23 protein-coding genes and 1 pseudogene are annotated in these 22,773 nt (G+C 68.9%); 6 read left to right on the forward strand and 18 right to left on the reverse strand.

The annotated features are described in order from the left end of the window. Position 1 precedes the first annotated feature (1 nt). The 4 genes from L0C25_RS02535 to L0C25_RS02550 all read left to right on the forward strand — a co-directional run bounded on the left by L0C25_RS02535 (position 2) and on the right by L0C25_RS02550 (position 7,618). Entirely contained in the window at positions 2-253 is a 252-nt protein-coding gene (locus L0C25_RS02535; RefSeq protein ID WP_271634814.1) for a hypothetical protein, read from the forward strand. Beyond that, positions 250-1,233 carry an ABC transporter ATP-binding protein gene (locus tag L0C25_RS02540; protein WP_271634815.1) on the forward strand — a complete coding sequence of 328 codons (984 nt, stop codon included), beginning with the start codon at positions 250-252 and terminating at the stop codon, positions 1,231-1,233. The genes L0C25_RS02535 and L0C25_RS02540 overlap by 4 nt, the downstream gene beginning before the upstream one ends. After that, positions 1,230-2,066: an ABC transporter ATP-binding protein gene (locus L0C25_RS02545; RefSeq protein WP_271634816.1), complete on the forward strand. Its 837-nt coding sequence runs from the start codon at positions 1,230-1,232 to the stop codon at positions 2,064-2,066. Before L0C25_RS02540 ends, L0C25_RS02545 begins: the two co-directional genes overlap by 4 nt. Positions 2,067-2,137: 71 nt before the next feature. Next, positions 2,138-7,618 carry an ATP-binding protein gene (locus tag L0C25_RS02550; protein ID WP_408641687.1) on the forward strand — a complete coding sequence of 1,827 codons (5,481 nt, stop codon included), beginning with the start codon at positions 2,138-2,140 and terminating at the stop codon, positions 7,616-7,618. Here the strand turns inward: L0C25_RS02550 and L0C25_RS02555 are convergent, their stop codons facing one another. Then, positions 7,619-7,933, reverse strand: a complete 315-nt coding sequence (locus tag L0C25_RS02555; protein WP_271634818.1) for an STAS domain-containing protein — start codon at positions 7,931-7,933, stop codon at positions 7,619-7,621. 162 nt (positions 7,934-8,095) lie between these two features. Between L0C25_RS02555 and L0C25_RS02560 the strand changes: the two genes are divergently transcribed. Together L0C25_RS02560 and L0C25_RS02565 are read left to right on the forward strand one after the other, a co-directional pair. Continuing rightward, positions 8,096-8,425, forward strand: coding sequence for a hypothetical protein (locus tag L0C25_RS02560; protein WP_271634819.1), 330 nt, complete (start codon positions 8,096-8,098; stop codon positions 8,423-8,425). Positions 8,426-8,436: 11 nt separating this feature from the next. Further along, positions 8,437-9,012, forward strand: coding sequence for a cob(I)yrinic acid a,c-diamide adenosyltransferase (locus tag L0C25_RS02565; protein ID WP_271634820.1), 576 nt, complete (start codon positions 8,437-8,439; stop codon positions 9,010-9,012). A gap of 9 nt (positions 9,013-9,021) precedes the next feature. On the opposite strand, the gene L0C25_RS02570 is transcribed toward L0C25_RS02565, so the two are convergent. The 17 genes and pseudogenes from L0C25_RS02570 to prfA all read right to left on the reverse strand — a co-directional run bounded on the left by L0C25_RS02570 (position 9,022) and on the right by prfA (position 22,768). Further along, positions 9,022-9,528 (reverse strand): hypothetical protein, encoded by a 507-nt coding sequence (locus L0C25_RS02570; RefSeq protein WP_271634821.1) that lies wholly within the window; start codon positions 9,526-9,528, stop codon positions 9,022-9,024. A gap of 120 nt (positions 9,529-9,648) precedes the next feature. Beyond that, on the reverse strand, positions 9,649-10,341 hold the full coding sequence (locus L0C25_RS02575; protein ID WP_271634822.1) for a hypothetical protein: 693 nt from the start codon (positions 10,339-10,341) through the stop codon (positions 9,649-9,651). Between the two features lie 124 nt (positions 10,342-10,465). Then, on the reverse strand, positions 10,466-10,903 hold the full coding sequence (locus tag L0C25_RS02580; protein ID WP_271634823.1) for a DUF2550 domain-containing protein: 438 nt from the start codon (positions 10,901-10,903) through the stop codon (positions 10,466-10,468). Positions 10,904-11,054: 151 nt separating this feature from the next. Further along, the gene (locus L0C25_RS02585; RefSeq protein WP_271634824.1) at positions 11,055-11,450 is read right to left on the reverse strand and encodes a F0F1 ATP synthase subunit epsilon; all 396 of its coding nucleotides are present in this window, start codon (positions 11,448-11,450) and stop codon (positions 11,055-11,057) included. Further along, positions 11,450-12,907, reverse strand: a complete 1,458-nt coding sequence (gene atpD, locus L0C25_RS02590; protein WP_271634825.1) for a F0F1 ATP synthase subunit beta — start codon at positions 12,905-12,907, stop codon at positions 11,450-11,452. Before atpD ends, L0C25_RS02585 begins: the two co-directional genes overlap by 1 nt. A 5-nt stretch (positions 12,908-12,912) precedes the next feature. Beyond that, positions 12,913-13,845: a F0F1 ATP synthase subunit gamma gene (locus L0C25_RS02595; protein WP_271634826.1), complete on the reverse strand. Its 933-nt coding sequence runs from the start codon at positions 13,843-13,845 to the stop codon at positions 12,913-12,915. Positions 13,846-13,851: 6 nt separating this feature from the next. Beyond that, positions 13,852-15,494 (reverse strand): annotated as a pseudogene (atpA, locus tag L0C25_RS02600) (F0F1 ATP synthase subunit alpha). Between the two features lie 56 nt (positions 15,495-15,550). Further along, positions 15,551-16,360: a F0F1 ATP synthase subunit delta gene (locus L0C25_RS02605; RefSeq protein ID WP_271634827.1), complete on the reverse strand. Its 810-nt coding sequence runs from the start codon at positions 16,358-16,360 to the stop codon at positions 15,551-15,553. After that, complete coding sequence (locus tag L0C25_RS02610; RefSeq protein ID WP_271634828.1) at positions 16,360-16,911, reverse strand: F0F1 ATP synthase subunit B; 552 nt, start codon at positions 16,909-16,911, stop codon at positions 16,360-16,362. The genes L0C25_RS02605 and L0C25_RS02610 overlap by 1 nt, the downstream gene beginning before the upstream one ends. Positions 16,912-16,960: 49 nt before the next feature. Next, a complete protein-coding gene (gene atpE, locus L0C25_RS02615; RefSeq protein ID WP_271636780.1) occupies positions 16,961-17,164 on the reverse strand; it encodes an ATP synthase F0 subunit C in 204 nt (67 codons plus the stop codon). Between the two features lie 104 nt (positions 17,165-17,268). Further along, a complete protein-coding gene (atpB, locus tag L0C25_RS02620; protein ID WP_271634829.1) occupies positions 17,269-18,054 on the reverse strand; it encodes a F0F1 ATP synthase subunit A in 786 nt (261 codons plus the stop codon). A gap of 64 nt (positions 18,055-18,118) precedes the next feature. Beyond that, positions 18,119-18,328 carry an AtpZ/AtpI family protein gene (locus L0C25_RS02625; protein ID WP_271634830.1) on the reverse strand — a complete coding sequence of 70 codons (210 nt, stop codon included), beginning with the start codon at positions 18,326-18,328 and terminating at the stop codon, positions 18,119-18,121. Between the two features lie 24 nt (positions 18,329-18,352). Beyond that, positions 18,353-18,796: a hypothetical protein gene (locus L0C25_RS02630; protein ID WP_271634831.1), complete on the reverse strand. Its 444-nt coding sequence runs from the start codon at positions 18,794-18,796 to the stop codon at positions 18,353-18,355. A 118-nt stretch (positions 18,797-18,914) separates the two neighbouring features. Further along, positions 18,915-20,042, reverse strand: coding sequence for an MraY family glycosyltransferase (locus tag L0C25_RS02635; protein WP_271634832.1), 1,128 nt, complete (start codon positions 20,040-20,042; stop codon positions 18,915-18,917). A gap of 3 nt (positions 20,043-20,045) precedes the next feature. Continuing rightward, entirely contained in the window at positions 20,046-20,693 is a 648-nt protein-coding gene (locus L0C25_RS02640) for an L-threonylcarbamoyladenylate synthase (RefSeq protein ID WP_271634833.1), read from the reverse strand. 144 nt (positions 20,694-20,837) lie between these two features. Further along, positions 20,838-21,677 (reverse strand): peptide chain release factor N(5)-glutamine methyltransferase, encoded by an 840-nt coding sequence (gene prmC, locus L0C25_RS02645; protein WP_271634834.1) that lies wholly within the window; start codon positions 21,675-21,677, stop codon positions 20,838-20,840. Further along, positions 21,677-22,768 carry a peptide chain release factor 1 gene (prfA, locus tag L0C25_RS02650; RefSeq protein WP_271636781.1) on the reverse strand — a complete coding sequence of 364 codons (1,092 nt, stop codon included), beginning with the start codon at positions 22,766-22,768 and terminating at the stop codon, positions 21,677-21,679. The genes prmC and prfA overlap by 1 nt, the downstream gene beginning before the upstream one ends. Positions 22,769-22,773 lie beyond the last annotated feature (5 nt).

Raw genomic sequence — 22,773 nt, forward strand, 5'->3', positions numbered from 1 at the left:
GTTGATCCTCGGCTACTGCGTGGTGTTGTTCGGCGAGGCCCTGATGAGCCTCGCCGGACTCAGCTACCTCGGCCTCGGCGCCCAGCCGCCGTCCTCGGACTGGGGTCTGATGGTGTCCGAGGGCCAGCTCCCGCTGATCCAGGGCTCGCTGCTCCCCTCACTCGCGCCCGGTGCGGCGATCGCGCTGACCGTCGTCGCCGTCAATGTCGTGGGTGTACGCCTCGCGGACAGGTTGGGGGTCGATCGGCCATGAAGCTCGAACTCGACCGGTTGAGCATGGCGCTCCCCGGTACGGCGCGGCCGGTGCTCGAGGACGTCTCCCTCGCCATCTCGGCGGGCGAGATCGTCGGTCTCGTCGGCGAGTCCGGATCGGGTAAGTCCACCACTGCACGCGCGGCGCTCGGTCTGATGCCCGACGGCGCGGCGGTGAGCGGCGCCGTGCGCGTCGACGGTACGAGCGTGCTCGACCTCGACGACGCGGGTCTTCGACGGCTGCGCTCGGAGCGAGTCGCGATGGTCTACCAGAACCCACGGGCATCGCTGAATCCCGTGCGGACGGTCGGTGCGTACGCGACCGAGCAGCTACGCACCGCACTCGGACTCGACGCGTCCGCCGCGAAGGCCCGCGTACTCGACCTGTTCGCGTCGGTCGGCCTTCGCGAGCCCGAGCGACTCCTGCGAGCGCATCCGCACCAGCTGTCGGGCGGCATGCTGCAGCGAGTGGTGATCGCGTCGGCGCTCGCGGGCGACCCGGAGTTCCTGCTCGCCGACGAGGCGACGAGCGCCCTCGACGTGTCGACCCAGGCGTCGATCGTCGCGCTGCTGCTGTCTCTGCGCCGCGAGCGCGGCCTGGGCATGCTGTTCATCACCCACGACCTCGGCCTCGCGTCCGCGCTGTGCGACCGGGTCTGCGTCATGTACGCCGGCCGGATCGTCGAGTCACAGCCCGGCGACCGGCTGCTGGTCGGGCCGCGGCACCCGTACACCGCCGGCCTGCGCGACAGCACCCCCGAACTGCTGTCCGGCCGCGCGATCAAGCCGATCGCCGGGGCGCCCCCGTCGCTGGGCGAGTCGGTCGCGGGCTGCGCCTTCGCACCGCGTTGCCCGTACGTCGAGCAGGAGTGCCGTGACGAGGCGCAGCCGCTGCGGCCCGTCGCGGACGACCTCGTCGCGTGTCGACGCCACGATGCCATCGAGCTGGCGGCCGACCACGCCTCGGAAGGAGCGTCATGACCGAGGACACGCCGGTGCTGCGCGTCGATGGGCTCCGCAAGACGTTTCGGTCGCGCGTACGCGACAGCGAATCCGTTATCGCGGTCGACTCCGTTTCGCTCGCGGTCGCACCGGGAGAGTCGTTGGCGATCGTCGGCGAGTCCGGCAGCGGCAAGACGACCATCGCCCGCATTCTCGTCGGGCTCGAACGCGCCGATGCCGGCACCGTCGAGGTCGCCGGCGCGGACGTGACCGCGCCAGCGCGCAGTCGCCGCGCCCGGCTCAGGCGGGCGCGGGCGATCCAGATGGTGTTCCAGAATCCCTATGGGTCCCTCGACCCGGCGGCGACGATCGAGCAGAGCGTCGCGTACGCCCTCGCGCTGCACGGCGTGCCCGACCGCCGGGTTCGCACGGCCGAGCTACTCGACCGGGTCGGGCTGGGCAAACGGGAACGCGAGGCCCGCCCGGCGTCGCTGAGCGGCGGACAGCTGCAGCGGGCCGCGATCGCGCGCTGTCTGTGCGTCGAACCCGACGTACTCGTGCTCGACGAGGCGGTCGCAGCGCTCGACGTCTCCATCCAGGCCCAGATCCTGCTGCTCATCGACGAGCTACGAACCGAGCTCGGGCTCACCTGCGTGTTCATCAGCCACGACCTGGCCGTCGTCGAGGCCGTCAGCGACCGAGTCGCGGTGCTGCTGCGCGGGAAGGTCGTCGAGGAGGGCGACACTGCGTCGGTGTTGCGAGACCCGCGACACGAGTACACACAGATGCTGCTGGACAGCGTTCCGCGACCCGGATGGGTGCCGACCGGAGGCCGAGCGGACCCGGCCGACACGTTCGCGACTCGCCCGTAACTCTTCGACGTGGCAGATTCGGGTCCGTGACGTTCACTCGTATCGCCATCGTCAACCGCGGTGAGGCCGCCATGCGCCTCATCAACGCCGTTCGCGACATCAACGCATCGCACCTCGACGACGCACCCGAACTACGGACCATCGCGCTCTACACCGATACGGATGCGGCCGCGATGTTCGTACGAGAGGCCGACGAGACCTACCTGCTCGGCGCCGCCGCGGACCGCCCGTACCTGGACCTGGTCGTACTCGAGCGGGCGCTCGCCGACTCGAACGCCGAGGCCGTCTGGGTCGGATGGGGCTTCGTCGCGGAGGATCCGGCCTTCGCCGACCTGTGCGAACGGCTCGGTCTGGTGTTCATCGGCCCGACCTCGGCCGCGATGCGCCAGCTCGGCGACAAGATCGGCTCGAAGCTGATCGCCGAAGAGGTCGGCGTGCCCGTCGCCCCCTGGAGTCGCGGTGGAGTCGGGACCGTCGAGGACGCACTCGCCGCCGCCGATGAGATCGGCTACCCGCTGATGCTCAAGGCGACCGCCGGTGGTGGTGGCCGCGGGATCCGGATGGTCTCCGGCGCAGCAGAGCTGACCGATGCGTACCAACGTACGAGAGACGAGGCCGAGCGTGCGTTCGGAAGCAGCGTCGTCTTCCTCGAGCGCCTCGTCACCGGAGCGCGCCACGTCGAGGTGCAGCTGATCGCCGACGGCCAGGGCACGGCATGGGCGGTCGGCGTACGGGACTGCTCGGTGCAACGCCGCAACCAGAAGGTGATCGAGGAGTCCCGCTCACCGCTGCTCGACACGGAACAGACCGACGAACTGAAGGCATCCGCGGAGAGGCTCGCGCTCGCGGTCGGATACCGGGGCGCGGGAACGGTCGAGTTCCTCTACCACCCGGACGAGAAGACGTTCGCATTCCTCGAGGTCAACACCCGGCTCCAGGTCGAGCACCCGATCACGGAGGCCACCACCGGCCTGGATCTCGTCCGGCTGCAGCTCCACATCGCGCAGGGCGGCGCGCTGGAGGGCGAGCGTCCCGTCGAGAGCGGCCACGCCGTCGAGGCGCGGCTGAACGCCGAGGACCCCGACCGCGACTTCGCGCCCGCCCCGGGACGCATCGCCCGGCTGGAGTTCCCGACCGGCCCTGGCATCCGGATCGACACCGGGGTCGCCGAGAGGGACACCATCGCGGCGGACTTCGACTCGATGATCGCGAAGGTGATCGCGGTCGGTCGCGACCGCGACGAGGCGCTGGCCCGGCTACGCCGGGCGATGGGCGCCACGACGGTGGTGATCGAGGGCGGCACCACCAACAAGACGTTCATCCTCGAGCTGCTCTCGCAGCCCGAGGTGGTCTCCGGCACGCCCGCCTGGGCGAGCACCGGCTGGATCGACGCCGCCCGCCAGGACGGCCGCCTGGTCGCCGCACGGCACTCGGGGATCGCCCTTGCGGCCGCCGCGATCGAGGCGTACGAGGAGCAGGAGCGCTACGAGATCGCCCGGCTCCTGGAGACGGCCCGCGGTGGCCGGCCGCAGCTGCAGCACGAGATCGGCCGGGCCATCGACCTGAAGCTGCGCGGCGCGTCCTACCGGGTCACCGTGATCCAGTCCGGGCCGGATCGTTACCACGTCACGGTCGCTGCGGGCGCCGAGGAACGAACCATCGAGGCGAGCATCGACCGCCTCGACGACTTCCACGCTCGGATGACCGTGGCGGGACACGCGTACCGACTGGTGACCGCCAGCCACGGTCCCCTGCAGCTCGTCGAGGTCGACGGGGTCACGCATCGCGTCAGTCGCGACGAGGGCGGTGTGCTCCGCGCGCAGGCGCCCGCGCTCGTGGTGGCAACACCGGTCGCCGTCGGCGACCACGTCGCCGCTGGGGCGCCCGTGCTCGTCCTGGAGTCGATGAAGATGGAGACGGTGCTGAATGCCCCGTTCGCCGCGCGGGTCAAGGAGGTCCTCGTACGCACCGGCAGCCAGGTCGAGACCGGCGCCGCGCTCGCCCGGCTGGAGCCGAGCGGCGACGAGCCCGCGGCCCGCGACGAGCACACCGGCGGACTCGCGACGCTCGAGCTGGCACCGTCTCCCGAGCCGTCCTCGGCCGACCAACGACTCGACCGCGCTCGTGCGGACCTCCGTGCGCTGCTCCTCGGGTACGACGTCGACCCCGAGGGCCGAGGCGAAGTGCTGCGCCGCTACCTGCGCGCACGCGATGAGCTGGCCGTCGACGAGGAGCACCACGTGCACGAGGAGCTGGCGCTGCTCGGGCTGTTCGCCGATATCGCCGAGCTGGGCCGCAACCGGCCGGCCGGCGAGGACCTGCACACCGAGCTGCGAGTGCACAGCTCGCGCGAACACCTGCACACGTACCTGCAGAGCCTCGACGCCGATCGGGTCGGGTTGCCGGCCCAGTTCCGAGAGCGACTGGCGCGGGTCCTCGCCCACTACGGCATTACCGACCTGGAGCGTTCACCCGCGCTGGAGGAAGCCGTCTTCCGCGTCTTCATCACCCAACAGCTCCCCGCGACCGACGTCGACATCGCGATCGCGCTCCTCCAGCGCTGGTTGCGTAGCCCGGCGCCGAGCAACGAACTCGCAGCCGCCGCGCGCGGCCTGCTGGAACGCATGGTCCGCGCGACACAGCTGCGGTACCCGGTGGTCGGCGACCTGGCCCGGAGTATCCGGTTCCGTTGGTTCGACCAGCCGCTCGTCGACGCCGAGCGACTCACGGTGCTCGGCGGCGTCGCCGACGAGGTGGAGGCGCTGGCGGCCGACCCGACGGCCGAGGACCGCGACGAGCGGATCGCGGCCCTGACGGCGATCCCTGAGCAGCTGGTCGGCTTCCTCGCCGCCCGGCTCGAGACCGGGCTGCCCGCGGAGGAACCTCTCCTCGAGGTGCTGGTCCGCCGGCACTACCTCGAGCACGACCTCCACGACGTACGCACGCACCATGCGGACGGTCGGCCACTCGTCGTCGCGCAGTACTCGCTCGACGACAAGGGCCCGACCCATCTGGTCACCACGATCGGGACCTCCGCGGAGCTGGAACGCCCGGCCGGCACCCTGGACCGCGCCATCTCGGCCCAGCTCAGCACGGACCGAGCCACGGTCGTCGAGCTCTATCTGCACGCTCCGGACGTCGCCGAGCAGGGGGATGCGACGAGCGCCCGGATCCGGGACGCGGTCGCCGCGCTCGACGTCGCCCCGCGGGTCCGTCGAGTCACCGTTGCGGTGGCGCCCGGCGACGGACCTGTCGGCTACTACACGTACCGGCCGAACGCCGATGGCGTGTACGAGGAGGACACTCTGGTCCGCGGCATGCACCCGATGGTCGGCCGACGCCTCAACCTGTGGCGGCTGAGCGAGTTCGACGTCACTCGTCTCGAGGCGCCGGCCGATGTGCTGCTGTACGAATGCGTGGCGAGGGAGAACTCCCGCGACCGCCGGCTCGTGGCGATGGCACAGGTACGCCAGCTCGCCGTCGTACGCGACGAGGAGGGCAAGGTCACCGGCCTCCCCCACGCCGAGCGCGCGGTCGAGAACTGCCTCGAGGCCATCCGCCGGGTACGCACGTCGCGCGGTTCGGCCGGCAGCAAGCTGGACCGGAACCACGTCTGGGTGACGGTCTGGCCCGTGGTCGAGGCCGATGTCGACCAGCTGACCTCGCTGCAGGCGAAGATCACCCCCCTCAGCGAGGGGGCCGGCATCGAGGAGGTGTTGGCACAGGGGCGGGTCGCCGGCCCGGACGGCAGCCTTCAGCCACTGGCGATCCGTTTCCACTCACGACCGGGCGCCGGTGTCGTGGCCGATCTCGAGCCGCCGCCAACCGAGCCGCTGCGGCCGCTGGACGACTACGCGAGCAAGGTCCTGCGCGCGCGTCGCCGTGGGCTCGTTTACCCGTACGAGCTCGAATCGGTGCTGGCCGCCGGAGGCACCCTCGTCGAGTACGACCTCGACGACACGGGACGCCTCGTCGAGGTCGATCGCCGGCGTGGCCTGAACAAGGCGGGCATCCTGGTTGCGGTCGTGTCGACTCCGACGCCGCTGTACCCGGACGGCATCAAGCGGGTGGTGCTCTGTGGTGATCCGACCATGGCGCTCGGCGCCGTCTCGGAGCCGGAGTGCGCCCGCATCATCGCCGCCATCGACCTGGCCGAACGGATGCAGGTGCCGATCGAGTGGTTCGCAATCTCGGCGGGAGCCCGGATCTCGATGGACTCCGGTACCGAGAACATGGACTGGGTCGCCGCGGCGCTGAAGCGGATCGTGGAATTCACCCAGGCCGGCGGCGAGATCAACGTCGTGGTCGCGGGCATCAACGTCGGAGCTCAGCCGTACTGGAACGCCGAGGCCACGATGTTGATGCACACCCGCGGGATCTTGGTGATGACGCCGGACTCCGCGATGGTTCTGACCGGCAAACAGTCGCTGGACTTCTCCGGCGGTGTCTCCGCCGAGGACAACTTCGGCATCGGCGGGTACGACCGGGTGATGGGACCCAATGGCCAGGCACAGTACTGGGCGCCCGACCTCGCCGGCGCCCTGTCGATCCTGATGAAGCACTACGAGCACACGTACGTCGAACCGGGCGAGCCCGGTCCGCGCCGCGCGCCCACCGGCGACCCGGCTGACCGGGACGTGTCGTCGTATCCGCACGCGAGCGCCGACAGCGACTTCACCACCGTCGGCGAGATCTTCGCGGCCGACCGCAACCCGGACCGCAAGAAGGCCTTCGACATCCGTACCGTCATGCGGGCGGTCGCGGACCAGGACAGCGCCATGCTCGAACGCTGGGCCGGCATGGCCGATGCGGACACGGCAGTCGTCTGCGACGCCCACCTGGCGGGCCACTCCGTCGCCCTGCTCGGCATCGAATCACGCCCGGTGGCCCGCGGCGGCTTCCCGCCAACCGACGGGCCGAGCACGTACACCGCAGGAACCCTGTTCCCCCGCTCGTCGAAGAAGGTCGCGCGGGCGATCAACGCCGCCTCGGGCAATCGTCCCGTGGTCGTACTGGCCAACCTGTCGGGGTTCGACGGGTCACCGGACTCGATGCGCAACCTGCAGCTGGAGTACGGCGCCGAGATCGGCCGCGCGATCGTGAACTTCGACGGTCCGATCGTCTTCTGCGTCATCTCGCGTTACCACGGCGGTGCCTTCGTAGTGTTCTCCAAGCGCCTGAATCCGGATCTGACCGTGCTCGCCATCGAGGGCTCGTACGCGTCCGTACTGGGAGGTGCGCCGGCGGCCGCGGTGGTGTTCTCCTCCGAGGTCGACAAGCGCGCCGCCGCGGACCCTCGGGTCGCCGAGCTGGAGGGTCGGATCGAGGATGCGGCCGGCGCGGAGCGGGCCCGGCTGGGCGTCGAGCTCGCCGACCTCCGGGCCTCGCTGCGTGCGGACAAGATCTCCGAGGTCGCCGCGGAGTTCGACGCGATCCACAACATCCACCGCGCGGTCGACGTCGGTTCGGTCGACGAAGTGATCACACCGGCGCGACTGCGTCCGAGGATCATCGAGGTATTGGATCGCTACCTGCGCGGTGCTGGGGGCTGATCAGACCGCTTCGCGCTCGACGGCGACGACCCGGGTCAGGCGGGTCATGGCCAGCGCCCGGCGAAGCTGCAGGCTGCACCCGCGAAGCACCAGACGGTGCCCTCGGCCGGTGACTCGCCGATGGGCGCCCGCGATCACGCCGAGTCCGGTCGCATCGACGGAGTCGACTCCGGACAGGTCCACGATCAACTCGGTGTCGACACCCTCGCGGAGGCCGTCGATGGCGTCATACAACTCCCTGCGGACCTCTGAGACCGATGCCCCGTCGAGTCGGCCGTGCAGTCGCAGCACGCGCGACTGTAGTGAGATCACCATGTCAACCCCCAAGCTCTGTGCCGTCCCCCGGTCGCTCCCCCATTGGGCTCTTGAACGTAACGACGTACCAGCGTCCCGTAGGGTTGCCGCCGACCGCAGGCAATCTCGATAACATTTGCATCACAAGTGACATTTGCCTGTAACGGGCGGGACACTGAGGGTATGGAACTCGCCGTTTCGGCCTCGACCGTGCAGCAGTTGCTCATGCCCGTGGTCGTCTTCATCGTGATCGGCGCGCTCGCGCTCGTCCTGCGCTGGTCACAGACGCCAGCGCGCAACCGCCGGGCTGCACGACGAGGCCTCTTGGTGACGCTGGCGCGGTTACCCACCCAGGACGCCGCCGACCGGGTCACCACGCGACTTCGCCACGGCGGCATCCGGGCGACGTCCTCGCAGGCCGAGAGCGGCGTCGACGTGCTCGTCTGGCCGGAGGAGTACGGCGAGGCGCGGCTACTCGTACGGGGTGACGAACAGCGCGGCAACGGCGGATAGTCTGGGCACCCATGGTGAACCTGACCCGCATCTACACCCGCACCGGCGACGGCGGCCGCACCAGGCTCGGCGACATGAGCGAGACCAGCAAGGTCGACCTACGCCTGCTCGCGTACGCCGACGTCGACGAGGCGAACAGCCAGATCGGGTACGCGCTTTCGTTCGGCGAGCTCGATCGGGACGTCGTCGACGTGCTCACGCACGTACAGAACGACCTCTTCGACGTCGGCGCCGACCTGTCCACCCCGGTGGTTGCCGACCCCGAGTACCCACCATTGCGGGTCGAGGACGACTACGTCCACCGCCTCGAGCAGTGGTGTGACCACTACCTCGAGCCGTTGCCGAAGCTGCGGTCGTTCATCCTGCCCGGCGGCTCGCGGAGCGCGTCGGTGCTGCACGTCGCCCGCACGGTCGTGCGCCGCGCCGAGCGCTCGGCGTGGGCTGCGTACGCCGAGCACGGCGAGACCATGAACGAGGCGGCGATCCGCTACCTGAACCGGCTCAGCGACCTGCTGTTCATCCTGGCGCGGTACGCGAACCGCGAGCAGGGCGACGTGCTGTGGGTGCCCGGCGGCGAGCGTACCTAGCGCCGCGGCTCAGCCGCGGCGAACCTTGACCCGCCGGGTGTGGTCGCTCGGGCTGCCGCCGGAGTACGAGAAGACCTTGAAGTACGACGCTCGGCCGCCCATCTTCTTCGAACAGCTCCGGGGGACCTTCAGCTTGCTGATCATCCCCTCGGTGTTCTGCCGCCAGTGCGCCTTCATGCCGCGGCACGTGACCCGCTTGGAGCCATGCGGCGTGATCTTCACCAGCTTCCGGTGCTTCTTTCCGCTGATGGTGATGCAGGCCCGCGCCGAGTAGTGCACCCGGCCCTTCTTCTTGCCGTAGAGCAATGCCATGCAGATCGTCTGATCGGAGCTGAGCACCGAGAACGTCCGCGCGCGCACGGTGCGCTTCGCGTACCCGATCTTGGCTCGGCGGATGTCGACGGCATCGAACGATGCCTCATCTCGGATCGTCTTGCTCTTGGCGGCGCTCGGCGCGGACGTCAGCCCGACGACGACGAGCGCCGAGACGGCGATGACCAGGATGCGCTTCAGCACGTTGGGACCCCTCCCGTACCAACCATCGGTTGTCGCTGCGACGCTCCCACGGACCGCGAACATGCGCAAGCCGCCGGCGTCGCGACGCCGGCGGCTTGCGCGGTTGCTGGTCGGGCTACCTCAGCAGCCGGCCCAGTACTCGACTCCTTGCATGCGCCAGCCGACGATGCGGTTGGCGGCCTTCCGGCTGGGGAAGTGCAGTTTGCGCGACCCCGCCCGTGTCCAGTCACCGTCCTGCCACCGGAAGTCGACCGCCCGGCCGGTGAACCGCTTGCCTCCGTCGACGCGTCGGACCACCCGATGGGTCAGGTACCGCCGATTGTGCGCACGATGCTTGGACCAACCGGACTCGATCCCCGGCATGCTGTGCGAACGCCACTGCCTGCCGCCGGTCGGGGCCGCCAGCAGATACAGATGGTGCTTGCGGTACGTGAGTACCCGCGCATCCATCCGCGCCCCGTTTTGACCACCCGAGAAGCCGTCTGCGACGACGATCTCCGCGCCCCGCCGGCCGTCGATCCGGCTTGCACCGAGCGCCTCCACGAAGGAGCCCTTGATCGAACGCCGGAGCGTCTCGCCACCGTTGATCTTCACGATCACGGTCTGGCCCTTGGAGCCGCCGGACTTGATCGTGTCGCGGCGGCCGTCGCCGTCGACGTCTCGGTGTGAGACGACGTACGACGCACTGCGACCACACATGGGCACGGCATCGCTACCGTCCCCGGTCGCCCCGGCGGCACCGGCCGCCGGAAGAAGCGCGCCGCTCGCAAGCGTGGCGGCGCCGGCCGCGACTATCAGAATTCTGTTGCGCATTTCTACCCCCGTTGAATATTCCACCGGCCGGATCTGGCCGGCGTGTATTGCGGAATGACGCGATACTAGGCGATCAGGTTGCCCGGTGAAACGAAAATGCGCGAGATTGCTCCGCCGGATCTCGTCAGATGACTTTCCCGGACTCTCGCCCGGGCGGGCCGGACTCGAGCCACGCGAGCAGAGCGGTCAGCGACTCGGGGCTGAGGCCGAGCTGGATCGTCTGGTCGGCCGAACGGCACTCGACGATCACATTGCCGGCGTACAGGGCGAACGCCTCGGGGCCAACGGGCTCGCGCCTGCCCGTGACCTCGACGTGCCCGCGCTCGAGGGTGTACGACGGGCGAATGCCGAGCGAGAAGACTCGAAACCACTCCAGCCGCTCGCCGGCGTACCGGCCGATGCCGAGGGTCCACCCTCGCGCCGAGCGTCCGCTCGGAGCTGCCGGGCGTTTGTTGAGACTGAGCTCGAATGTTCCGCCACTGCGGGCCAGCAGGCGTCGTCGTACGATCATCGCGACACCGACCAGAATCGCAAGGAGTACGAGCACGCCGAAGGAGTCCACGACCCACTCCCATGGCGGCAACGCAAAACTCCCTCGAAGGCTGGGAATCGATGAGGACGAGGCTCGCGAACCCGAGAACCGCCCTGCGCACAATATTAGGCCCATGCACCATTCACACGGTGCATGGGCCCAATAGCCGTCGGTGTCGGCGTCAGCCGGCGATCTCGACCGCCCGGATCCGCGCCTCGGCGCGGCGTACGGCCTGCTCGGCCGGCAGGTCGAGCGAACCCGTCTGGCGGGCCTGCTCCAGGTCGCGCTTCGCCTGCTCGAAATCGATGTCGTGGGACATCTCGGCCTGCTCGGACAGGACGGACACGCGGTTCTCGGCCACGGACAGGAACCCCGACTCGACCGCGGCGACCCACGTCTCGTTGTCGGTCGTCTCGATCTCGACGACGCCCTCGACCATCAGCGAGAGCATCGGCGCGTGGTTGGCCAGGATGCCGACATCGCCCTCGACCGTGCGGGCGATGAGGTTGGTCGCCTCGCCCGACCACACGACACGGTCGGCGGCTACCAGCTCTACTCGGAGGACGTCGTCGGACATCAGAGACCCTTTTGGATTTCGGCCCACTTCTTGTCGACGTCGTCGAGACCGCCGCACATGAAGAAGGCCTGCTCGGCCACGTGGTCGTACTCGCCGTCACAGATCTTGGTGAACGACTCGATCGTGTCCGCGAGCGGAACCGTCGAGCCCTCGATCCCCGTGAACTGCTTGGCCACGTAGGTGTTCTGCGAGAGGAACCGCTGGATCCGGCGCGCCCGGTTGACGACGACCTTGTCCTCCTCGGACAGCTCGTCGACACCGAGGATCGCGATGATGTCCTGCAGCTCCTTGTTGCGCTGCAGGATCTGCTTCACCCGGGTAGCGGTGTTGTAGTGGTCCGCGGAGATGTAACGCGGGTCGAGGATCCGCGACGTCGAGGTCAGCGGATCGACGGCCGGGTAGATACCCATCGACGCGATCTCACGGTTGAGCTCGGTCGTCGCGTCGAGGTGGGCGAACGTCGTCGCGGGTGCCGGGTCGGTGTAGTCGTCGGCGGGTACGTAGATCGCCTGCATCGAGGTGATCGAGTGTCCGCGCGTCGACGTGATCCGCTCCTGCAGCACGCCCATCTCGTCGGCCAGCGTCGGCTGGTAACCAACCGCCGACGGCATCCGGCCGAGCAGCGTGGAAACCTCCTGGCCGGCCTGGGTGAACCGGAAGATGTTGTCGATGAACAACAGCACGTCCTGGTTCTGCACGTCGCGGAAGTACTCCGCCATCGTCAGCGCCGACAGGGCGACCCGGAGACGGGCACCGGGTGGCTCGTCCATCTGACCGAACACCAGGGCGGTCTGCCCGAGCACTCCGGACTCGTCCATCTCCGTGATGAGGTCGTTGCCCTCACGCGTACGCTCACCGACGCCCGCGAACACCGACACACCACCGTGGTCGCGCGCGACTCGGGCGATCATCTCCTGGATCAGCACGGTCTTGCCGACACCGGCACCGCCGAACAGGCCGATCTTGCCGCCCTGTACGTACGGCGTGAGCAGGTCGAGCACCTTGATGCCGGTCTCGAACATCTCGGTCTTGGCCTCGAGCGCGTCGAACGCCGGAGCCTTGCGGTGGATGCCCCACCGCTCCTTCACCTCGAGGGTCTCGCCCTCCTTGAGGTTCAGGCACTCGCCGATCGTGTTGAACACGTGGCCGAGCGTCGCGTCGCCGACCGGCACCGAGATCGGCCGGCCGGTGTCAGCGACGGGTGCGCCGCGGACGATGCCGTCGGTCGGGCGCATCGAGATCGCCCGGACCATGCCGTCGCCGATGTGCTGGGCGACCTCGAGGGTCAGCTCGTGCGTCTCGTCACCGATCGTCGCCTCGACGGTCAGCGCGTTGTAGATCTCGGGCATCGTGTCGACGGGGAACTCGACGTCGAGAACGGGCCCGACGACCCGGGCTACGCGCCCGACTCCCGCCGCGGACTCCGCGGCCTGCTCTTCTGAAAGGGTGGCAGTCATTTCTCTCACTCGCTCCCCGCGGTCGCGTCGGCAAGCGCATTCGCGCCACCGACGATCTCGCTGATTTCCTGGGTGATACCGGCCTGGCGGGCCTGGTTGGCGATCCGGGTGTACTTCTGGATGAGGTCTTCTGCGTTGTCGGTCGCGGCCTTCATGGCCCGCTGCCGCGCAGCCAGCTCGGACGCCGCCGCCTGCAGCAGGCAGAAGTAGATCCGGCTGTGGACGTAGCGCGGCAACAGCGCGTCGAGGACCTCGGCGGCGTTCGGCTCGAACTCGTAGAGCGGCAGGACCTCGGACTCCTCCGGGCGCTCCTCGCCCTCGACGACCTCGAGCGGCAGCAGCCGGATGACGTCCGGTGTCTGCGTCAGCATGCTCCGGAACCTGGTGAACACGATGTGCAGCTCGTCGACCGCGCGCTCGGGATGCTCGGCCTCCGGGTCGTCCGCGTCGGTGTTGAAGGCTTCGACCAGCGTGTTGCCGATCTCGCGCGCCTCCTCGTACGTCGGCCGCTCGGAGAACCCGGTCCACGACTCGACGACCGACCGGCCGCGGAACGTGTAGTACGCGACGGCCTTGCGACCGCTGACGTACAGGTCGATCTCCTTGCCCTCGGCCCGCAGCTTCTCGCAGAGCCGCTCGGCCTCCTTGAGCGCCGATGAGGCGTACGCGCCCGCCAACCCACGGTCGCTGGCAATGACGAGAACGGCGGCCCGCTTGGGGTCTTCGGCCTCGGTCGTGAGCGGGTGGTCGACGTTCGAGTACGTCGCGAGCGCCGACACCGCACGGGTGAGCTCACGGGCGTACGGGGTCGCCGCCGCGGCCGCCTGCTGCGCCTTGATGATGCGCGAGGCGGCGATGAGCTCCATGGCACGCGTGATCTTCTTCATCGACTGTGTCGACTTGATCTTCGCGCGATACTCGCGGAGCGATACGGCCATGGGTCGTCAGCCCCTCTTCTGCTTGACGATCTGCTCCTGCTCGACGTCGGAGTCCTCGAAAGTGCCTCGTACTCCTCGCGGCCGGCCTGGATGGTGCCGCCCTCGCTGGTCTCGAACTGGTCGAGGAACGAGTCGTACGCGCGGTCGACCGACTCCGAGGTGTCGTCCTCGTACTTGCCGGACTCCCGGATCGCGTCGAGGATGCCGCCCTCGGAACGCTTGACGTAGTCGATGAACTCCTGCTCGAAGCGCAGGACGTCCTCGACCGGCACGATGTCGAGCTTGCCGGACGTACCGAGGTAGATCGAGAGGACCTGCTCCTCGACCGGGTACGGCGCGTACTGGCCCTGCTTGAACAGCTCCATCAGCCGCTGACCACGCGCCAGCTGCTGCTTGGAAGCGGCGTCGAGGTCGGACGCGAACATCGCGAACGCCTCCATCGCGCGGAACTGAGCGAGGTCGACCTTCAGCGAACCGGTCACCTTGCGCATGGACTTCGGCATCGCGGCGCCGCCGACGCGCGACACGGAGATGCCGACATCGATCGCCGGGCGCTGGTTGGCGTTGAACAGGTCGGACTGCAAGAAGATCTGGCCGTCGGTGATCGAGATGACGTTGGTCGGGATGTACGCCGACACGTCGTTCGCCTTGGTCTCGACGATCGGCAGGCCGGTCATCGAGCCACCGCCCATCTCGTCGGACAGCTTCGCGCAACGCTCGAGCAGCCGGCTGTGCAGGTAGAACACGTCGCCGGGGTACGCCTCGCGGCCCGGCGGGCGGCGCAGCAGCAGCGAAACGGCGCGGTACGCCTCGGCCTGCTTGGACAGGTCGTCGAACACGATCAGCACGTGCTTGCTGTCGTACATCCAGTGCTGGCCGATGGCCGATCCGGTGTACGGCGCGAGGTACTTGAAGCCGGCGGCGTCGGAGGCGGGTGCGGCCACGATCGTGGTGTACTCGAGCGCGCCGGCCTCCTCGAGGGCGCCGCGGACGCTCGCGATCGTCGAGCCCTTCTGGCCGATGCCGACGTAGATGCAGCGGACCTGCTTATCGGGATCGCCCGACGCCCAGAACTCCTTCTGGTTGATGATCGTGTCAACCGCGATCGCCGTCTTGCCGGTTTGGCGGTCACCGATGATGAGCTGCCGCTGGCCACGACCGACCGGCGTCATCGAGTCGATCGCCTTCATGCCCGTCAGCAGCGGCTCGTTCACCGACTGCCGCTGGACGACCGACGGCGCCTGCAGCTCGAGGGCGCGGCGACCGGTGGTCTCGATGTCGCCCAGGCCGTCGATCGGCTGGCCGAGCGGGTTGACGACGCGGCCGAGGTAGCCGTCGCCGACGGGAACCGACAGCACCTCGCCGGTACGGCGGACCGGCTGGCCCTCTTCGATGCCGGAGAAGTCACCGAGGATGACGACACCGATCTCGCGCGGCTCGAGGTTCAGCGCGAGGCCGAGAGTGCCGTCCTCGAACTCGAGCAGCTCGTTGGCCATTGTCGAGGGAAGCCCCTCGACGATCGCGATGCCGTCCATCGCCTCCGCGACGACGCCGACCTCTTCGCTCTTGGTGGATTCCGGCTGGTAGTCGGCGACGAACGAAGCGAGTGCGTCGCGGATCTCCTCCGGACGGATCGTGAGCTCCGCCATTTCAGTGTTCCTGCCTTCTCATCGGTCTAGCAAAATCTGGTGGTCGCGAATGGTGGTCAGCCGGCGATGCGCCTGCGGGCGTCCTCGAGTCGACTGGCGACCGTTCCGTCGATGATGTCTTCGCCCACCTCGACGGATACGCCCCCGACGACACTCGCGTCGATGACGACGTTGACGTGTACATCGCGACCGTACTTCCGGCCGAGTGCCGCGGCCAACCGCGTCTTCTCGTCGTCCGACAGCGGGGCCGCGACGCGTGCGGTCGCCACCAGTCGGTTGCGGCGCGATGCCGCGATCTCCGCGAACTCGTCGAGGGTGGCCTCGAAGCCCTTCGCCCGGGCAACCGACGCCTGTCGTGCGAGCGCAACGGTCGCGGCGGAAGCCTTCTCGGAGAGCAGGTTGCCGACGAGCGTTCGCTTCGGACCGGCCTGCACTCCGCGATCGGTCAGCGCCGACCGCAGCGCGGCATCGCCCGCGACGACGCGGCCGAACCGGAACAGCTCGTCCTCGACCTCGTCGAGCCTGCCCGCCTTGTCGGCGCCGGCGACGTGCGCCGTGACGCCCGCCTGCTCGAGACCGTCGGCGAGATCGCGTGCCGCACTCCACCGCCCGCGTACGGCCGCGCCGACGACGTCGAGCGTCGACGCATCGAGGCGGTCACCGAGGATCTGGCGTACCAGGCCCTCCTGGGCGGCCGTCTCGGTCGACGGGTCGGTGAGGGTCCGGCGTAGCCGCGGCTCCGCGTCGAACAGGGCGACGACCTCGAACAGCTCGTCGCCGAGAACATGCGCGTCGGCTCCGCCGGCGACCTGCTGGTCGACGGCCTCGAGCACCGGGATGAGCGACTTCGCAGAGACTCCTCGCATCAGCGAGCCCCTTCGCTGACGCCGCTGTCGCTGCCCTCGAGGTCTTCGATGAAGCGTTCGACGGTGCGACGCTGACGCGTCTCGTCCTCGAGCGACTCACCGACGATCCGCTCGGCGAGCGTCGTGGCGATGGTGCCGACCTCGCGGCGCACCTGGAGGAGCGCCTGCGACTTCTCCGCCTCGACCTGCAGATGCGCGGTCGAGGTGATGCGCTCGGCCTCGGACTGCGCCTGCTCGCGCATCTCTGCGACGATCTGCGCGCCCTGCTCACGCGCCTCCTCGCGGATGCGGGCCGCCTCGTGGCGAGCCTCCGCGAGCTGGGCGTTGTACTGCTCGAGCGCGGCCTTGGCCTCCTCCTGCGCCTCCTTGGCTTCCTTCATCCCGCCTTCGATCGCCGACGTACGCTCCGCGTACGCCTTCTCGAAGTTCGGAACCACGAACTTCCAGATGAGTCCGACGAGGATGAGGAAGACGACGACGACGAGGATGAGCTCCGAGGCGTGCACCGCGAGGGGCTGCGGCTCTTCAGCCGCGAGCTGTGCCCCGCTCATAGCCTGGATTGTCATACCGTGGCCTGCCTTCAGTTCAGATGGAGTCTGGTCACTCGGTGAGCGAACCTGTCAGCACGAACGCGAGCGCGATGCCGATGATCGCGAGCGCCTCGGCGAGGGCGAAGCCGAGAATCGCGATGGCCTGCAGTCGCGACTGTGCCTCCGGCTGGCGGGCGACACCGTTGATGTACGCGGCGAAGATCAGACCGATGCCGATACCTGGCCCAATGGCGGCCAGGCCGTACCCGATCATGTTGAGCGAGCCTCCCACGGCTTTTCCTTTCGTCGTGACGCTTGTGCGTCGGTGTTGAAACTTCTGGGTAGAAAACTTGTCGGGTCAGTGTGGCGGACGGGGTCTCAGTGCTCGTCGGCGAGCGCGCCGCCGACGTACATCGCGGTGAGCAGCGCGAAGACGTACGCCTGCAGGAACATCACCAACAGTTCCAGGAAGCTGACGGCGAGCGCCATCACCAGCGACAGCACGCCGACCGGTGCGTAGACGAGCTTGCCGGACTCGAAGATGAGGTACTCACCGCCGAGCACGAACAGGGCGAGCAGCAGGTGGCCGGCGAACATGTTCGCGAACAGTCGCAGGCAGAGCGTGAACGGGCGGACCAGGATGTTGGAGAAGAACTCCAGCGGGACGATCAGGCCGAGGATCGGGCCCTTGACGCCGCCGGGGATCGTCTGCAGCTTGAAGTAGCCGCCGAACCCGTGCTTGGCGATGCCCGCGCCGTTGTAGAGCAGCCAGGTCAGGATCGCCAGCCCGTACGCGAAGCTCGCCCGCGAGAAGGACGGGAACTGCAGCAGCGGCACCATCCCGAACAGGTTGTTCACGAGCACGAAGAAGAACAGTGCCGTGATGTACGGGACGAACTTGCGGAAGTGCTCGGAGCCGATCGAGTCGCGGGTGATCGAGTTACGCGAGAAGTTGTACGCGTACTCGCCGGCGAATTGGAGCCGGCCCGGTACGACGGCCGCCTTGCGGGAGGCGAGCCAGAAGAAGCCGAAGACGACGATGACCGACAGCACCACGAGCAGCATGGGCTTGGTGACGTCGCCGAACACGGGTGGGAGCTCGAAGGACTCGGGGCCCGGAGCATGGAATCCCTCGGCAAGCACGGTGTTGCTCGCGGTGGTCACACGATCACCTCGTCTGATGAGCGGTCGCTGTGGGGGTACACGGGCGATCCGGATATGGCCATCGTCAGTTGTCGGGGGTGTTGCGCAATGTGGCGAACACGGTGTAGAGGCCGAGGGCTGCCCCAAGGACAACCCCGATCGCCACCATGAAGGGCGTACCCCACCATCGGTCGAGTAGGTACCCGATCGCTCCGTAGAAGAGGACGCCTCCCCCGATCCGTCCGACCGCCGCCCAAGGATCGAAGGAACGGCGCTGCGGCGAGGGTTCGCTCATTGCGCTCCGTACGGTAGCAGTCGTTCACGGTGACGCCTCCCCCAGGTCGTACAGGGGCTCGCGGCGACGGGTCGCGCCGACGATCTCGCCAACCGTCCAGGTCAGCGTGCACACGATGACGGTGATGCCGAGGGCCGTGCGGTCGAACGGGTCGTCGACCAGGTCGGCCGCGTTGATCAGGATGAACGCGACGAACAGACCCACGACCTTGGCGCCGTACAGCGCGAGGGCGACCATCAGGACGAGCAGCGGGTCGGCGGCCCGCGTCGCGCCGAGCACGACCAGGCTGAGACCGAAGAAGGTGAGGACGAGCGCAACGCCGAGCAGGGAGCCCCACAGGCCGGTCGTGCCGGCGGCAAGGACGCTGAGCACGACGCTGATGACGGCGACGACGGCGCTCGGCACAATCGCCCCGCGGAACATGGCACCGGCGGTGGTGTCGCCGAGTGGCTTCGCGGTCGTCATCATTGGCGGCCGTCCTGTGCGGGTGGGCGGTCTCTGTGCTTGTAAAAGCCGTGCTTGTGAAAACTAGCACAAAGTTTCGCGCGGTAGCAAAACGGCCCGGGGTCGCGCGTACGGCGCCGACCTACGGGGCGGGTTCCTGACGCCATCGCGGAAGCAGGAAGGCCACGCCGAGCGTCACGACGGCCAGCACCGCGATGCCCAGCACCGACTGCCAGCCCGCGAACAGGCTCAGAATCACGGTGCCGAAGGCGACGAGCGCGGCGACCATGTACATCACCAACACCGCACGCCGCTGGGAGTGCCCGATCTCCAGCAGGCGGTGGTGCAGGTGCATCTTGTCGGGGCTGAACGGAGAGCGCCCGGCGCGCGTACGCCGCACGACGGCCATGACCAGGTCGAGCAGGGGTACGAGCAGCATCGCGAACGGCAGCAACAACGGCAGCAGGGCGGCCTGGAAGCCCGCCTGGGCGTCGCCGATGCCCTGCGAGACGTTGGTCTGCGGGAACTGGCCGACGAGCGTGACGGCCGAGCACGCGAGGACCATGCCGAGCAGCATCGACCCCGAGTCGCCGATGAACATCCGGGCCGGGAAGAAGTTGTGCGGGAGCATGCCGACGCACGCACCCGCGAGTGATGCCGAGAGCAGCGCGGCCGCGATGGCACGGGGCTGGTTGTTCTCCACGGCGAGGATGAACGCGTAGATGAAGAACGCGCCGGCACCGATCGCGATGACGCCGACGGCGAGGCCGTCGAGTCCGTCGATGAAGTTGACCGCGTTGGCGGTGAGCACGATCCAGAAGACGGTGAAGATGATCACCTGGATCGGGTCGATGCCCTGCATACCGCCCCTGGGCAGCGGGATCCACAGGAACTGCACTCCCATCGCGACCACGATGACCGCCGAGAGCACCTGCCCGGCGAACTTGCTCAGGGGGTCCAGCTCGAAGAGGTCGTCGATCACGCCGACGACGCACATGCACGTACCGCCGACGAGCACCGCGAGGGCGGGGTCGAAGACCTGCTCGTCAGGTGCGAGCGACAGGAACGGCAGGTGTCGCGCGACGAGGTACGCGGCCCAGAGCCCGCCGAGCATCGCGATGCCGCCGAAGTACGGGATGGGGATCGCATGGACATCGCGGTCGCGCACCCGGGCGACGGCGTTGAACCGCAGGGCCAGCTCGCGAGCGGCCACGCCGAGCAGGTACGTCACCCCGATGGCGGCGACGAACACCAGCAGATATTCGCGCATGGGTCAGGACACGACCGTCACATGCTCGTTGAACTCCTTGAGGCGATCGAGGGGAATCGCGCCCTCGCGCAGCACGCGCGGGTCGGGTCCGGTGACGTCGACGATCGTCGAGGCGGTCGAGTCGGCGCAGGTGCCGCCGTCGAGGTAGACGGCGACGCTGTCGCCGAGCATCTCCTCGGCGGCGTCGACATCGGTCGCGGCCGGATCACCGTGGGTGTTGGCACTGCTGACGGCCAGCGGCCCGGTCTGCTTGAGCAGCGCAAGCGCGTACTCGTTGTCGGGCATGCGGACGGCGACGGTCTCGCGGTTGTCACCGAGGTCCCACGAGAGCGACGACTGCTGGCGGCAGACCAGCGTCAGGCCTCCCGGCCACAGCTCGGCGACCATGTCTCTCGCGTACCCCGGGAGGTTCGTCGCGAGCGCGTCGAGCGTCGTCGTCGCCGCGACGAGCACGGGCGGCGGCATATCGCGCCCGCGGCCCTTGGCGCGCAGCAGCCGGCGTACGGCCGCCGGCTCGAACGCGTCGGCGGCGATGCCGTAAACCGTGTCGGTGGGTATCACGACGAGCTGCTCCGACTGCAGCGCGGTCTTGGCCTCGCCGAGGCCGTCCTTGAGCTGATCGGCGTCCGCGCACTCGTATCGCTTCGTCACGAGGATCTATCGTGCCACGCGGGCGCGTGGACGTTCGCGCACCCCGAGCCATGCCTGAACGTGCACCCACCCGGGAGTTTGGTGCGAATTGCACCACTGGACGGTCCACGCATGGCGCAATCCGCACCAAACTCTTCCGCGAGGTCACGTCCGGCGCGCGGTGAGGTAGCGCGGCTTCCCCGCCAGATCGGCGTTGTCGCGTACGTCCGCCCAGCGGCCGGACGCCGAGAAAACACCCGGCGCCGACTCACCTTGCACGTCGGCGTGCTCGACGCCGACGACGCCGCCGGGTCGGAGCAGCCGGTACGCGACCCGCTCGATCACCCGGATCGCGTCGAGGCCGTCGTCGCCCGACCACAGGGCCAGCGCGGGATCGTGGTCGCGCGCCTCCGCGGCGACGCTCTCGTACGCCTCCAACGGGATGTACGGCGGGTTCGCGACGACGACGTCGACCCCGTCGTCGAGGTCGGCGAACGCGTCCGCGACGTCGCCGTGCCGCAGGTCGACGCCCGACCCCGCGAGGTTGCGCTCGGCGTACGCGACGGCGTCCGGGTCGACCTCGACGGCGTGCACGTGCGCGGCCGGGAGCTCATCCGCCACGGCGGCGGCGATTGCTCCCGAGCCGGTGCAGAGGTCAACGACAACCGGCTCCGGCACAGAACGCTCCGCTGCCTCGATCGCCCAGCCCGCCACGCACTCGGTTTCGGGGCGGGGCACGAACACGCCGGGTCCGACCGCCAGCTCGACGTGCCTGAAGTGCGCGACCCCGGTCAGGTGCTGCAACGGCTCGCGCGTCGCCCGCCGGCAGACGAGGTCGTCGTACGCCGCCGCCTGCTCGGGCGACGGGTCGCGTCCCCGACGAAGTGCGGATCGGGGGACGTCGAGGACGTGCTCGAGCAGCAGCTCCGCATCGACGTCCGGTGACGGCACGCCGGCATCGGCGAGGCGCTGCGTCGCCGACGCGAGCAGGTCGGCGACGCGCATCAGGACGCGTCCGTCGCGCCGGCCTCGACCGCCGACAGCCGGGCGTGCATATCGGCATCGACGCACGCGGCGATCACGTCGTCGAGCGCGCCGTTCATCACCTGGTCCAGGTTGTATGCCTTGAAGCCCACGCGATGGTCGGAGATGCGGTTCTCCGGGAAGTTGTAGGTACGGATGCGCTCGGACCGGTCAACCGTGCGCACCTGCGAGCGACGAGCGTCGGACGCCTCGGCGTCGGCCGCCTCCTGTGCCGCACTGAGCAGCCGGGCCCGCAGGATACGCAGCGCCTGCTCCTTGTTCTGCAGCTGGCTCTTCTCGTTCTGACAGCTCACTACGATGCCGGTCGGCAGGTGCGTGATGCGTACGGCCGAGTCGGTGGTGTTGACGCTCTGGCCGCCCGGCCCGGAAGACCGGAACACATCGATCCGCAGGTCGTTGTCGTTGATCTCGACGTCGATCTGCTCGGCCTCGGGAAGTACGAGAACGCCCGCCGCTGACGTGTGGACGCGTCCCTGCGACTCGGTGACCGGCACCCGCTGCACCCGGTGCACGCCGCCTTCGTACTTCAGCAACGCGTACGGCGCCTCGCCCGGCTCGGGCGTGCCCTTGGCCTTCACGGCGAGGGTCACCGACTTGAACCCGCCGAGGTCCGACTCGGTCGAGTCGAGCACCTCGACCTTCCAGCCGCGCACCTCGGCGTAGCGGGTGTACATGCGATACAGGTCTCCGGCGAACAGCGCCGACTCCTCGCCGCCCTCGCCGGCCTTGATCTCGAGGATCGTGCCCAACGAGTCGGCCGGATCTCTGGGTACGAGCATCCGCCGCAGCCGCTCGGCGAGCGCGTCGCGCTCGGTCTCGAGCGACGCCGCCTCGTCCGCGAAAGCCGCATCGTCCGCGCTCAGCTCGCGGGCGGCCTCGGCGTCGTCACCTGCGCGCTGCCAGTCGTGGTACGCCCGCACGATCGAGCTGACCTCCGAGTACCGCTGGCCGAGGCGCTTGGCCGTCGCGGGATCCGCGTGCACGTCGGGCTCGGCCAGCCGGCGCTCCAGATCCGCCTGCTCCGCCACCAACGACTCGACTGCCTCGAACATCTCGT

It is taken from the genome of Solicola gregarius (assembly GCF_025790165.1).
GTDB lineage: Bacteria > Actinomycetota > Actinomycetes > Propionibacteriales > Nocardioidaceae > Solicola > Solicola gregarius.